The sequence below is a fragment of the Enterococcus sp. C76 genome (assembly GCF_040886985.1).
Taxonomy (GTDB): Bacteria; Bacillota; Bacilli; order Lactobacillales; family Enterococcaceae; genus Enterococcus_B; species Enterococcus_B lactis.
The window spans coordinates 176968-190309 of sequence record NZ_JBFOEY010000006.1; the positions used below are offsets into that span (position 1 = coordinate 176968).

The 13342-nt window shown below is 40.4% G+C and carries 12 protein-coding genes; 10 read left to right on the forward strand and 2 right to left on the reverse strand.

The features are described from left to right. Nucleotides 1-3 precede the first annotated feature (3 nt). The 8 genes from AB3I00_RS09680 (at nt 4) to AB3I00_RS09715 (ending at nt 8476) form a co-directional block, all read left to right on the forward strand. A complete protein-coding gene (locus AB3I00_RS09680) occupies nt 4-744 on the forward strand; it encodes a Stp1/IreP family PP2C-type Ser/Thr phosphatase (protein ID WP_002315895.1) in 741 nt (246 codons plus the stop codon). Further along, nucleotides 741-2810, forward strand: a complete 2070-nt coding sequence (gene pknB, locus AB3I00_RS09685; protein WP_368025129.1) for a Stk1 family PASTA domain-containing Ser/Thr kinase — start codon at nt 741-743, stop codon at nt 2808-2810. Before AB3I00_RS09680 ends, pknB begins: the two co-directional genes overlap by 4 nt. Nucleotides 2811-3006: 196 nt before the next feature. Next, a complete protein-coding gene (gene rsgA, locus AB3I00_RS09690) occupies nt 3007-3906 on the forward strand; it encodes a ribosome small subunit-dependent GTPase A (protein ID WP_368025130.1) in 900 nt (299 codons plus the stop codon). A gap of 12 nt (nt 3907-3918) precedes the next feature. Continuing rightward, the gene (gene rpe, locus AB3I00_RS09695; RefSeq protein WP_368025131.1) at nt 3919-4569 is read left to right on the forward strand and encodes a ribulose-phosphate 3-epimerase; all 651 of its coding nucleotides are present in this window, start codon (nt 3919-3921) and stop codon (nt 4567-4569) included. Then, the gene (locus AB3I00_RS09700; protein WP_002293052.1) at nt 4570-5208 is read left to right on the forward strand and encodes a thiamine diphosphokinase; all 639 of its coding nucleotides are present in this window, start codon (nt 4570-4572) and stop codon (nt 5206-5208) included. It abuts the gene before it with no gap. Between the two features lie 155 nt (nt 5209-5363). Next, on the forward strand, nt 5364-6218 hold the full coding sequence (mreC, locus tag AB3I00_RS09705) for a rod shape-determining protein MreC (RefSeq protein ID WP_002293051.1): 855 nt from the start codon (nt 5364-5366) through the stop codon (nt 6216-6218). Between the two features lie 3 nt (nt 6219-6221). Further along, nucleotides 6222-6731: a rod shape-determining protein MreD gene (mreD, locus tag AB3I00_RS09710; RefSeq protein ID WP_010733140.1), complete on the forward strand. Its 510-nt coding sequence runs from the start codon at nt 6222-6224 to the stop codon at nt 6729-6731. Between the two features lie 254 nt (nt 6732-6985). Further along, the gene (locus AB3I00_RS09715) at nt 6986-8476 is read left to right on the forward strand and encodes an NlpC/P60 family protein (RefSeq protein ID WP_368025132.1); all 1491 of its coding nucleotides are present in this window, start codon (nt 6986-6988) and stop codon (nt 8474-8476) included. Between the two features lie 68 nt (nt 8477-8544). Here the strand turns inward: AB3I00_RS09715 and AB3I00_RS09720 are convergent, their stop codons facing one another. After that, entirely contained in the window at nt 8545-10344 is a 1800-nt protein-coding gene (locus AB3I00_RS09720; protein WP_024635043.1) for a M3 family oligoendopeptidase, read from the reverse strand. Between the two features lie 121 nt (nt 10345-10465). Between AB3I00_RS09720 and AB3I00_RS09725 the strand changes: the two genes are divergently transcribed. Both AB3I00_RS09725 and AB3I00_RS09730 read left to right on the forward strand, forming a co-directional pair. Continuing rightward, nucleotides 10466-10972 (forward strand): VanZ family protein, encoded by a 507-nt coding sequence (locus AB3I00_RS09725; protein ID WP_368025133.1) that lies wholly within the window; start codon nt 10466-10468, stop codon nt 10970-10972. Nucleotides 10973-11050: 78 nt separating this feature from the next. Continuing rightward, nucleotides 11051-11773 carry a YebC/PmpR family DNA-binding transcriptional regulator gene (locus AB3I00_RS09730; RefSeq protein WP_368025134.1) on the forward strand — a complete coding sequence of 241 codons (723 nt, stop codon included), beginning with the start codon at nt 11051-11053 and terminating at the stop codon, nt 11771-11773. Nucleotides 11774-11854: 81 nt separating this feature from the next. On the opposite strand, the gene AB3I00_RS09735 is transcribed toward AB3I00_RS09730, so the two are convergent. Next, entirely contained in the window at nt 11855-13252 is a 1398-nt protein-coding gene (locus tag AB3I00_RS09735) for a L,D-transpeptidase family protein (RefSeq protein WP_002329834.1), read from the reverse strand. Nucleotides 13253-13342 lie beyond the last annotated feature (90 nt).

The window sequence follows — 13342 nt, forward strand, 5'->3', positions numbered from 1 at the left end:
AAAATGCAGATTGAATATCAATCAGATGTAGGAAGACGACGTAACACCAATCAAGACTATGCCAGTGTATTTACTAGCCGTTCAGGTCTCAAGCTTGCTGTATTAGCAGATGGGATGGGTGGCCACCGTGCTGGAGACATTGCTAGTCAAATGGCGGTAACAAATCTAGGCGAAGCTTGGGAAGAACAAGAAGCTGCCGACGATGAAAAAATCGCCCAGTGGTTCATTCAATCGATTCAAGAGGAAAATGTGCTGATTTATCAGCGAGGACAAGAACAGCCGGAATATAACGGTATGGGAACAACAATCGTAGCGGCAGCTCTGTCAGATGACTGGTTCACGATTGCGAATGTTGGCGACAGCAGAGCGTATTTGATTCGCGAAGATAAAATCATGCAATTGACAGAGGATCATTCTTTAGTTAACGAACTAGTCAAATCAGGGGAAATCAGCGAAGAAATGGCAGTGAACCATCCAAGAAAGAATATTTTAACACGTTCTGTCGGCATGCCAGGAACAGTCGAAGTAGATGTTTCTACTCATCTTTGGCAGTTAAAAGATCGCTTGCTGTTATGTTCAGATGGCTTGACGAATATGCTATCTGAAGAAGAAATAGGAACGATCATTAATCAAGAAGGCCCGTTATCCCATAAAGTAACTGAGCTGATTGATCGTGCCAATGAAGCAGGCGGAGCGGATAATATCACCGTTCTTCTTATCGAATATAAGGAGGACAGTGTATGATCGAGTTGGGAAAAAAATTAAATGGCCGTTATCAGATCACGGGAAATATCGGTAGTGGTGGTATGGCTAATGTATTTTTGGCGCACGATTTGATCTTGGATCGAGATGTAGCAGTCAAAGTCTTACGATTCGACTTTCAAAATGATCAAACCGCGATTCGACGATTTCAGCGAGAAGCTTTAGCAGCAACAGAACTCGTTCATCCAAATATTGTCAGTGTTTACGATGTTGGTGAAGAAGACAATATGCAGTACCTAGTGATGGAATACGTCAAAGGAATGGACTTGAAACGATATATCCAAACACATTATCCTGTTCCTTATGAAACAGCAGTAAATATTATGCAGCAGATTCTTTCTGCTATTTCTTTAGCTCATAACCATCAAATCATCCACCGAGATTTGAAACCCCAAAACGTATTGATCGATAATGAAGGTGTAGTAAAAATCACGGATTTCGGGATTGCTATTGCTTTATCTGAAACATCGATCACACAGACGAATACGATGTTGGGATCTGTTCATTATCTATCTCCTGAGCAAGCAAGAGGGAGTATGGCAACGAAGCAGTCAGATATTTATGCTTTAGGAATCATTCTTTATGAGATGCTGACAGGTAGCGTGCCGTTTGACGGTGAATCTGCTGTGACGATTGCTTTAAAACATTTCCAAGATGATCTTCCATCCATAAAGGCACTTGATCCAAATGTACCGCAAGCACTGGAAAATGTGATTTTACGGGCGACGGCTAAAGAACCTGCAGACCGTTACAAGTCAGCCGAAGAAATGTCTGATGATCTTTCTACAGTATTATCACCAGCTCGTGCAAACGAAGAAAAATGGCAACCTCATGCGATGGATAACGAAACAAAAGTTATCACACCGCTTGCGGCAGATACACCAATGCCGGATTCATTCAAATCTATGCCTCTGCCAAAAGACGAACCGAGAAACGAAACATTGCCGGAAGAGGAAGAAGTTCTGCCTGACCCTAAAAAGAAAGGACAGAAAAAATGGTGGCTGATCCTGTTAGCTGTCCTCGCTGTTTTAGGAATCGGAACAGCTGTATTCTTTGCTTCTGGCGGACGGGGAGAAGTTGTTGTTCCTGATGTTTCTGATCTTTCTGAAGCTTCCGCCAGAGAAACACTCGCAAAAGCGAAATTAGAAGTAGCAACAAAAACAGAAGAAATTGCAGATGACAAAATCGAAGAAGGCAATGTGGTGAAGACAGACCCGGCAGCGGGAACGACAGTCAAGCAAAAACGCGAAGTCACTCTTTATATCAGCAGTGGCACGAAAAAAATCAAATTAGATGATTACAGTGGTAAAAGTTATGAAGATGCTGAAGCAAGTTTGAAAGAATTAGGATTTTCTGCTGATTTGATTCAAAAAGAAGAGGAATTCAGTTCAGAGGTAGAAAGCGGAATGATCATTTCGCAATCTCCATCAGAAGATACAGAAGTCGATCCTAAAACAGACACGATTACTTTCACAGTCAGCAAAGGACCAGAAACAGTGACTTTGAGTAGTCATGTAGGAGAAAACTACGAAACTGTCCGTAATTGGCTTGTTACACAAGGATTCAATATCAATAACATTAGTGCTACTTATGACTATAGCGACACTGTGCCATCGGGTTCGATCATTAGTCAGGATCCAGCCTCAGGTGAAGTTGTAGCAGAAGAAACTTACATCAGTTTTGTCGTAAGCCAAGGAACAGAACCTAAACTGAATGACATCTCCGGCTATACAAAAAGCGAAGCACAAAGTTATTTGGCTAGTATTGGTGCAGAATATATCGGTCATGAGACTTCTGAATATTCAAGCACGGTGGATAAGGACAAAGTAATCCGTACAGTGCCAGGGGCAGGTACGACGATTACCAAAGGAATGGTTGTAAACGTGATTTACTCTAAAGGACCAGACCCAGCGTCTTCTAGTTCTGAGAAAGATTCTTCAGACAGTACGAGCAGCTCAAGTAGCTCTAGCAGTACGAGCAGCTCTTCCAAAGAAGAATCTTCCAGCACTACAAGTTCATCAGATAGTACCTCAGAAAGCTCAAAATAAGTTTTTAATAAAATAGAACAAAGAGGTTGTGACAGAAGCTACTTCTGGAACACCGTTTATTCGAAGGGACTGTGCCGCAGTCCCTTTTTTGTGTTTTCTATCCCATTTGATTAGTTTTCAAGCCTTTTACTTTGAGAAGTTTGCGTGGAACGACACCTACTTTCCTCTTCATATGGTAAAATAAACAAAAACGGAGGTGGCACTTATCAAAGGACAAATCAGAAAAGCAATCAGCGGTTTTTACTATGTATACGCAGACGGAGAGACCTATCAAACAAGAGGAAGAGGGAATTTCCGGAATCGGAAAATCACGCCGCTTGTCGGAGATCAGGTAATTTTTGAGAGTGAAAATCAAACAGACGGCTATCTTCTGGAAATCTTGCCGAGAAAAAATCAATTAGTTCGCCCGCCAGTCACAAATGTTGATCTTGGAATCATTGTCACAAGTATCGTGGACCCTGCATTTTCTTATAATCTGCTTGACCGCTTTCTAGTTACCTTGGAATATGAATCAATCGAACCGCTCATTTTTTTGACGAAGACCGACTTGTCAGACGACCCGAAAACAATCGAAGAAATCAAACAAACCTATACTAAGATAGGCTACCCAGTGATTGTACCCAATCATGCGGGTGACACGACAGAATTGATCCGTTACTTTCCAGAACGGCTATCGGTCTTCATGGGACAGTCTGGAGCAGGAAAATCAACACTACTGAATCAAATATCTCCAGAACTGAATTTAGCAACAGGAGAGATTTCTGATGCACTTGGAAGAGGGCGTCATACAACACGGCATGTGGAGCTGCTCCCTATCTACGGTGGGTTAGTAGCAGACACACCAGGATTCAGCTCGATTGACTTTTTGACTATCGAAGCAGGAGAATTGCCAAGACAATTTCCGGAATTTGTGGAAGCTTCTGCCCATTGCAAATTTAGAGAGTGCATGCATGCCAAAGAACCTGGCTGTGAAGTGAAACATAGAGTAGAAACAGGTGGTATCGCACAGACACGTTACGATAATTATTTGCAATTCTTACAAGAAATCGAGAAAAGAAAACCCATGTATACGAAAAAAGAAGGTAAACGAAAATAGGAGGAACCAAGAATGAAAATAGCACCATCCATTTTGAGCGCAGATTTTGCCAATTTGCAAAGAGATATTGAGTTAGTAGAAAAAGGAGGCGCAGATTACATCCACGTAGATGTCATGGATGGCCAATTTGTCCCAAATATCACGTTAGGGCCAAATATTGTTCAGGCAATCCGACCTGTCACTAAATTACCGCTAGACGTCCATCTGATGATCGTTGATCCGGAAAATTACATTCCAGCATTTGCGAAAGCTGGAGCAGATATCATTACTGTTCATGTAGAAGCAACTCCTCATATCCATCGGGCAATCCAAATGACAAAAAGCTTAGGTGTCAAAGCTGGAGTAGTTATTAATCCAGGGACACCAGTCTCCATGATCAAACATGTTTTGCCTTTGGCTGATCAAGTGCTGGTCATGACTGTCAATCCTGGGTTTGGCGGACAAAGCTTTATTGAAGAAACGGTAGAAAAAATCAAAGAACTCGCTGATCTACGTAAAGAGAACACTTGGTCTTATGCAATCGAAGTAGATGGCGGAATCGTTCCAGAAACAGCAAAAATCTGTAAAGATGCAGGGGCGGATGTCTTTGTTGCAGGATCATATATCTATGGAGCCGAAAATCCAGTCGGACAAATCGAACGGTTAAAAGAGGCATTAGATTAAATGAAAATTTTATTAGCTGCTGGAGGTAATCCGGAAAACTGGCCGCAGCCTCTACTGACCAAATACGATGCCTATGTCGGAATAGATCGTGGTGCGCTGTATCTGCTTCAAGCAGGCTACCCAGTAGATCTGGCAGTAGGTGATTTTGATTCATTGTCGAACGAAGAGCAGGAGGAAGTATTTGCAAAAGCCAAAGAGTATGCCCGTTCACCCGCAGAAAAAGACGATACAGATACACAATTGGGGATCTTAAAGACATTTGAACGTTATCCGCAAGCTGAAGTCACTTTGATCGGCGCCACAGGCGGAAGATTGGATCATCTTTTAGCCAATCTCTGGTTAGGTCTGGAACCTCGATTCAAACCGTTTGCCCATCAGCTTATTATTAGAGATCGTCAAAATTATTTGGCTTATTATTTGCCTGGAAAGCATATAGTAAGACAGGTTCCAAGTATGAAGTATCTAGCTTATTGCTGTTTGACGCCCGTCTCGGCTCTTACATTGAAAGGCAGTAAGTATGTATTGGAAAATAAAGCAGTTGAATACCCGACATCTTATGCAAGTAACGAGTTTCTTTCAGATACCGCTGAATTTTCTTTTTCAGATGGTATGATTGCAGTTATTCAAAGCAAAGACTGACCAATGAACAAAAGGAAAAGTTTTGTCTTTCAGGCTAAAAATGACAGAATCTATTATTTACTAAAAAAAAGCTTAAGAGGAGCAACTTGCCTTTTGTTTCCCGACATTTAGTGATAAAATTGAACACAAGAGTCTAATTAATTCGAGGTGTCTTTGTGAAGAAGTTCAATCCTAATAAAAATATTATTATTACCTTGGTTATTGTTATCATCGTGGTGACGATACTAAGTGTGACCGCTGCACAGCGAGCGAATGAAGGAAAGCCTAATTTCTTCCAATCCATCGTTAATGACAGTGTTGCAATGGTTGATAAAACAATCTCTGCCCCAGTACGGTGGGTGCGAAACGGAGTAGATTCTGTCCATAATCTTTTTTCAACTTATGCCGAAAATGAGCGGCTAAAAGAAAAAATCGATAGCTATGATGACGTTGCACAGCAAAACAAGAATTACGAGAGAGAAATCGAATCTTTGAAAAAAGAACTTGATTTGAACCAGACGCTGACGAGTTACGAAAAAGTAACGGCAAATGTCATTACTCGTTCACCAGATAGCTGGCAGGACATGCTGATCGTAGACAAGGGTTCTAAAGACGGTATCGAAGCAAATATGGCAGTCATGTCGCAAAAAGGATTGATCGGCCGAGTGATCGAAGTCAATACAGCTTCGTCTAAAATCGAATTACTGTCATCCTCTAACGAAAGCTCCAATCATTTTCCAGTACGGGTATCTTCGGCTAATGGCGAAGCATTCGGTTTGCTTAAAAACTATGATGAAAAACTCCATGCATTAGTGGTGACCCAATTGACTGGTGATACGGATATCAAAGAAGGGGATGTTGTTCAGACATCCGGTCTTGGAGGAAATTCTCCAGCTAACTTGCCGATCGGTACGGTTATCAAAACGAAACCAGACAGTTATGGTCTGGATCGGGAAGTTTATGTGAAACCTTATGCAGAAATGTATGATGTGTCAGTTGTGACGATTGTCCAACGGCTAGCGGAGGATTAGTCCATGTTGAAAAAAGAAACAATGAAGTACTATCTGCCAATCGTTCTTTTCTTTTTGATGTTGATAGATGGCCATTTAACAAGAATGCTAGGAGAGTGGTCGAAAGGCAGTTATATGTCAAATGCCCACTTTCTGATATTGGCATTGTTATGTTGCAGTATGGCATTTGAAAAACGCTATTTGCTAATCACCACAATTGTTCTCGGGGCAGTCTATGATGCTTACTATATCGGTGTTATCGGTATCTATGCCGTAGCTCTCCCTTTGATCGTATGGTTGATGTACGTAATGAAAGATGTCATCCACGTCAACATCTTTACTGAATTTTTCAGTATGATTATCTTTGTCACGGGGTATGAACTGTTTACGATGGTGGTCCAATTGATTTTTAAACTAGCAGTAGTAAATAACACGTATTTTATTACAAGGTTCTTAGGGCCTACACTGCTGTTGAACATGATTATTTTTGTATTATTCATTTTTCCATTTAAGAAATTATTCAGTGATGAATAATTTCTTTTTTTGTTTTTCCTCTGAAAGCAAAAAAGAATTGTTGTTATCTTAAAAAAAGCCCGTCTTAGCATGCCTTTTTCATGATCATTTTCTGAAACGAACAGTTTTGTCATTTTTAGAGGTTGTTTTGAAACATTTTTGTAACATAACTATTATATCGCTGACATACTGCTATGGTACAATTTTTATATCGTTAAGAAAGACTTAAATATATTTAGATATTTATTAAATTAAGCCAGTCGGAGGAATGAAGAGTGAAAAAGAGTTTAATATCAGCAGTAATGGTATGTTCAATGACCTTGACTGCCGTAGCATCACCGATCGCTGCCGCGGCGGACGATTTTGATTCTCAGATACAACAACAAGATCAAAAGATTGCAGACTTGAAAAACCAACAAGCAGATGCACAATCACAAATCGATGCCCTAGAAAGCCAAGTTTCTGAAATCAACACACAAGCACAAGATCTATTAGCAAAACAAGACACATTGCGTCAAGAATCTGCACAATTAGTAAAAGATATTGCAGATTTACAAGAACGTATTGAAAAACGTGAAGATACAATCCAAAAACAAGCACGTGAAGCACAAGTAAGCAATACAAGCTCAAACTATATTGACGCTGTATTGAATGCTGATTCATTAGCAGATGCTATCGGACGCGTTCAAGCAATGACAACGATGGTAAAAGCAAACAACGACTTGATGGAACAACAAAAACAAGATAAAAAAGCTGTAGAAGACAAAAAAGCTGAAAACGATGCTAAACTAAAAGAATTAGCTGAAAACCAAGCTGCTTTGGAATCTCAAAAAGGCGATCTTTTATCTAAACAAGCTGATTTGAACGTACTGAAAACTTCATTAGCTGCTGAACAAGCAACTGCTGAAGACAAGAAAGCTGACTTGAACCGCCAAAAAGCAGAAGCTGAAGCAGAACAAGCACGCATTCGTGAACAACAACGTCTAGCAGAACAAGCACGTCAACAAGCAGCACAAGAAAAAGCTGAAAAAGAAGCACGCGAACAAGCAGAAGCTGAAGCACAAGCACAAGCTACTCAAGCTTCATCAGCTGCACAAAGCTCAGCAACAGAAGAATCATCAGCTGCTCAATCTTCAACGACTGAAGAATCATCATCAGCTGCTCAATCTTCAACAACAGAAGAATCAACAACAGCGCCTGAATCTTCAACAACAGAAGAATCAACAACAGCGCCTGAATCTTCAACAACAGAAGAGTCAACAACTGTACCTGAATCTTCAACAGAAGAATCAACAACACCTGCGCCTACAACACCATCAACAGATCAAAGTGTTGATCCTGGGAACAGTACTGGTAGTAATGCAACTAATAACACAACTAATACAACACCAACACCAACGCCTTCTGGAAGTGTGAATGGTGCAGCAATCGTAGCAGAAGCTTACAAATATATCGGTACTCCATATGTTTGGGGCGGTAAAGATCCAAGTGGATTTGACTGCTCAGGATTCACACGCTATGTTTACTTGCAAGTAACTGGTCGTGACATTGGTGGTTGGACAGTTCCTCAAGAATCAGCTGGAACAAAAATCTCAGTTTCTCAAGCAAAAGCTGGAGACTTATTATTCTGGGGTTCACCAGGCGGAACTTACCACGTAGCGATTGCTTTAGGCGGAGGACAATATATCCATGCTCCTCAACCAGGCGAAAGCGTAAAAGTTGGTTCAGTTCAATGGTTTGCACCTGATTTTGCTGTCAGCATGTAAGAATGATTAATCAAAAAGAGTTAGTCCAGAAAAGGGCTAACTCTTTTTTTATTGAGAGAAAATAGAAATCAGATGAATTCTTCTGTCAATTCCATGAACGTTTGGATATCTTCCATCACCATATCGATACCTGCTTGCCAAAAATCTGGTTGAGTGAGATCGACATTCAAATGTTTCTTTGCAAGCTCTTCCGTCGTCATTGAAGCAGTATCACGTAGTAAATGGATATATTCTTCTTCGAAATTTGCCCCTTTTTGATTAGCGTAAGCATAAATGCCTAAACTAAACAGGTAGCCAAAGGTGTATGGGAAGTTATAAAACGGTACGTCATCAATAAAGAAATGTAATTTTGCAGCCCAGAAATATGGATGATAAGTGGCTAAAGCTCCTTGGTAGCCTTCTTTTTGTGCTTCAACCATCATCTCTGTGATCTTATCTTCTGAGACTAATCCTTCTTGCCGTGCTTCATAGAATCGATTCTCAAAAATGAATCGAGAATGGATATTCATGAACATAGCTAAAGCATTTTGCAATTTTGTATCTAGCAAATTGATTTTTTCTTCTTTTGTTTTTGCGGCTTTTAATGTAGCATCGGCTACGATCAGTTCTGCGAATGTACTTGCTGTTTCTGCGACATTCATTGCATATTCACGATTTAAAGAAGGCAAGTCCCACATCGTGCTGCTATGGAAAGCATGCCCCAATTCATGAGCAAGTGTCGCAACCTCATTAACAGAATTGCTGTAGGTCATAAAGATCCTTGATTCTTTTGTTTCTGGTAACTCAGTACAATAACCACCAGGACGTTTTCCAGGACGATCTTCTGCTTCAATCCAGCTCTTTTCAAAAGCAGATTGTGCGAATTTAGCCATTTTTGGACTGAATTTATTAAAGTTTTCGATAATAAATGCAGCTGCTTCGTCAAAACTAAAGGTTTTTTCTTTCAAATCGCCTAAAATAATAGGTGCATCTTGATCCTGCCATTCCATTTTTTCTTTACCGAAAAGATTGGCTTTTCTAGTCAAGTAATCAACAAGGGGTTGTTTGTTTTTTTGGATCGTCTCCCACATGACAGACAATGTTTCTTTTTTCAAACGGTTGTATTCTAATGGTTTTTGCAGAAAATCCGTGATGCCATGAAGTTCATAGTTAGAAAGTCTGAAACCATCTAAATGATTCAAAGTATCTGTGAAGAGGGGGGCCTTTTCTTTCCATGCTTTTTCCCATGCTGCGAAAAGTGTTTCTCTGATTTTTGGATCTGGATCGCCCATCATCTTATTGAAGGCTTGGCCAGCAGATAATTCGACTACTTGGCCATCTTGTTCGAAGGGAATCGAAATGCTGGCTACAATCGTATCATAATGACTGCTCCAAGCATTTAGACCATCTAATGAGAGCGTGTTGATAATGTTCTCTTCAGCTTCTGATAATAATTGTGAACCGTCACGACGGATCTCGTTTAAACGAAATGCGATTGTTTCAAACGAACCTTGGGAAAGCATCTGATTCCAATCATTGTCAGATATTTCTGCAAATTTCTTCGACAATACTGTTTCGGCTGATTGTAGACGAGGAAGCATGGCGTAAAGCTTACCTGATAAGATCTTTGCATCTGAATCATTGACATTGGCAGAAAGCAATGCAGTAATATAGCTGTTGCATTGGGTAAAGCCGTTCGTAATCGTTTCTTGCAATTGAAGAATCGCGTTTAGCTGCTCTGCCTTGTCAGAACTAGGTGACCATTTTGTTACACGTTGATAATATTCGTTCGTTTGGTCTTCCAATTGCTTCATCCGTTGGTTCAAAGCATCAGAATGGCTTCCTCCGGGGAAAATAGAATCTAGATCCCAATTTAATGAATAACTCATGAAAAAACTCCCTTCATATTGTAATACAAAATTAAGTATAGCACTTTTTTATAGAAGAAGTCTCTATGAAAATGATTGTTGTTTCTTCAAAAAAAGTCTAAGATAAATACAGAGGTGACTTATGAATTCTTCAAAAAAACAACTGAAAAACGGAAATATTTATTTAGTGATCGCACTTATAGTCGTTGCCATCTTATTTTACAGTTCTTCTCAAACTTACGGACAGCAATCACAAGTTTCGCGATTAGAAAGCTGGCTTCCTAATCAGCCATTTAAGAACACATTAGCAGGTATACGTTTTAATTATGGTGGAAGTATCGTGAGTATCGACCATCTGGGCTACGCCAAATTTGTAGAGTTTTTTTTAAGAAAGGGCGCACATTTTGGTACTTATTTTGTTTTGGGTGGCAGCTTGTTTTTAGGTGTTTTCCCTAAACTAAAAATTTGGTGGCTGACAGCGATCCTTGCTTGGCTTTCAGCAACAGGGTACGCGGGTTTGGACGAATTCCATCAGATGATGACCGGTGGACGAACACCTATGTTCCAAGATGTCATGCTGGATTCGATCGGTGCTCTGACTGCTGTGGTATTATGTGTGCTTTTTGCGGCATTCAAGAAGCGTTTATAGATTGGCTGTGGCTTTGTTTTTTTGTGAAATAGTACTAGAATAGAAGTGTATTCTCAAAAGAACAAGGGAGGAAAAATCATGTCAGGACATAGTAAGTGGCATAATATCCAAGGAAGAAAAAATGCCCAAGATGCGAAACGAGGAAAAGTCTTTCAGAAACTTTCTCGTGAAATCTATATGGCAGCTAAAGCAGGCGGTCCTGATCCATCCATGAACCCAGCTCTGCGGCTTGTTGTGGACAAAGCAAAAGCTGCAAATATGCCAAACGACAATGTAGAACGGGCGATTAAAAAGGCTACCAGTGCCGTAGATGAAACAAATTACGATGAAATCACGTATGAAGGATATGGTCCGGGTGGAGTAGGAATCTTAGTCCATGCATTGACGGATAATCGTAATCGGACAGCGACAAATGTCCGAGTAGCTTTTACTCGAAACGGCGGGTCACTGGGAGAAACGGGTTCAGTCAGTTACTTGTTTGATCGCAAAGGGTATATCGTCATTGAACGCGATGGGTTGGCTGTTGATGAAGAGACGATGTTTGAAGATGTATTAGAGGCGGGGGCAGAAGATCTGAAAACTTCTCCTGAAGTGTTCGAGATTTATACTGCACCAGAAGATTTTGCTGCTGTACGAGATGAGCTGGAAAAAGAGTTCACTTTAGCGCAAGCAGAATTGACGATGATCCCACAAACGACGATCGATTTAAATGAGGAACAACGGGAGCAATTGGAACGTCTAGTAGATAAGCTAGAGGACGATGATGATGTCTCAGAAGTCTTTACTGCTGCTGAAATGTAAGCAAGCGCATAGTTGGGATAATAAGTAAGAACGCACCTGTACGATTCGTACAGGTGCGTTCTTTTTATCAATTCTTTTTTGTTAGAAGACCAATACAGGTGTTCCTTTTTCGACCATCCCGAATAATTCCTTCATTACACTTGGCGGAGTGTTGATACAGCCATGTGAACCGCGGGTTTTCCATAAGTCTCCGCCGTATTCAGGTTGCCAGTCAGAATCGTGGATACCAACACCTGTCCAGTCAATCGGCATCCAGTAATTTACTGGACTCTCGTAAGGTGTTCCGTCGTCATTTGTTCCTTTTAAAGTTGCATCTTCTTCTTTATTCCAAACATAGAAGACCCCAGCAGGTGTAGGTGTAGATGGCTTTCCGGAAACGATATCTGTTTCAAGGGCTACTTTTCCGTCTTTATAATACCACATATGCTGGTTCTCTAGATCAACTTCGATATACGTATCTTCGATCAATGGATGATCAGCGGTTGTGCCACCTTGCACAATCGGAGAACGAGTAAAGTCTTGGCCTGTCAGAATAGCTTTTTTCAACGCTTCTGTCTCGCTATCTGTTTGGATCGTCCAGCTGTAAGTGCCAACTGGGACCGTAACTTCTCCTCTTTTTGTACTTTTAAATTTTGTGTCATTCGTACTTGTGTTATACTTTGTGCCTAAATCTGTTACATATTGACGTACTTGTTCTGTATCTAAATCGACTTTTCCGTCGTAGGTCAGCCAGCTCATGATATCACTTGATGGAATCTGGAAAGTCTCACCGTTTATACTGTAAGTAGCTTTTACTTTTGCGATAGCATTCATGGATTCGAGCTGTTCTTTCAGTGAACTGTCTCCGGAGGTTACTTTTGGTTTTTCTTTGAACTCAGTTAATTCAATTGTATCTTTACCGGAATTTACTGCACTTTTTATTTGTTTGACCGCAGCATCGACGTTGATGGTATTTCCATTGACTTCAGGCTTGATAACAAAAGAGTCGCCTGATTTTTCAATTGTTGCATCAGTTGTAGGTGTCCGGTCTTTATTCAGATCAGTCAGTTTAGTTGTCAATGTCTGAACGGTAGTATCCAGTTTCTGGTGGTCTTGACTGATAGGATCGATTTCTTGTTTTTCCGCTGCTGAAACATAAGTCATTCCCCAAGTCCATCCGTTTTGTTCATTTAGGATCGGAGAAAGCTCAGAAGTGAAATCATCTTTATAGCCGAGCTCAGATTTTGGTACTTCCTGCCAGACTTTTCCATCTTCTTTAATAGCTAATTTTTTATCGGAATAAGCTTCTTTTAATTTTTCATTTGCTTTTTCGACTGTTAGATCGCTGACATTTATTCCGTTGATTTCCGTATTCGGCAAAAAATGTTTTGTGTAGTATGTACTGCGATAGGTATAAAAGCTAATCAGCACTAAGAGAACACCAAGAGCTGAAAGCAAAGCAACATGTTTCGATTTTTTTCGATGCGAAGATCTTGTCATATCGACAACTCCTTAAGTAAAAGTTTAGGGTGGAACGGTCTCATGATAGCATAATTTAGACGAAAAGACGAAGGTTATCTCTTCTTTATG

Bases quoted from the DNA above. Each gene is read 5' to 3' on its own strand.
- AB3I00_RS09680 (WP_002315895.1), top strand. From the start codon at position 4: ATGCAGATTGAATATCAATCAGATGTAGGAAGACGACGTAACACCAAT.
- pknB (WP_368025129.1), top strand. From the start codon at position 741: ATGATCGAGTTGGGAAAAAAATTAAATGGCCGTTATCAGATCACGGGA.
- rpe (WP_368025131.1), top strand. From the start codon at position 3,919: ATGAAAATAGCACCATCCATTTTGAGCGCAGATTTTGCCAATTTGCAA.
- AB3I00_RS09700 (WP_002293052.1), top strand. From the start codon at position 4,570: ATGAAAATTTTATTAGCTGCTGGAGGTAATCCGGAAAACTGGCCGCAG.
- mreD (WP_010733140.1), top strand. From the start codon at position 6,222: ATGTTGAAAAAAGAAACAATGAAGTACTATCTGCCAATCGTTCTTTTC.
- AB3I00_RS09720 (WP_024635043.1), bottom strand. From the start codon at position 10,344: ATGAGTTATTCATTAAATTGGGATCTAGATTCTATTTTCCCCGGAGGA.
- AB3I00_RS09725 (WP_368025133.1), top strand. From the start codon at position 10,466: ATGAATTCTTCAAAAAAACAACTGAAAAACGGAAATATTTATTTAGTG.
- AB3I00_RS09730 (WP_368025134.1), top strand. From the start codon at position 11,051: ATGTCAGGACATAGTAAGTGGCATAATATCCAAGGAAGAAAAAATGCC.
- AB3I00_RS09735 (WP_002329834.1), bottom strand. From the start codon at position 13,252: ATGACAAGATCTTCGCATCGAAAAAAATCGAAACATGTTGCTTTGCTT.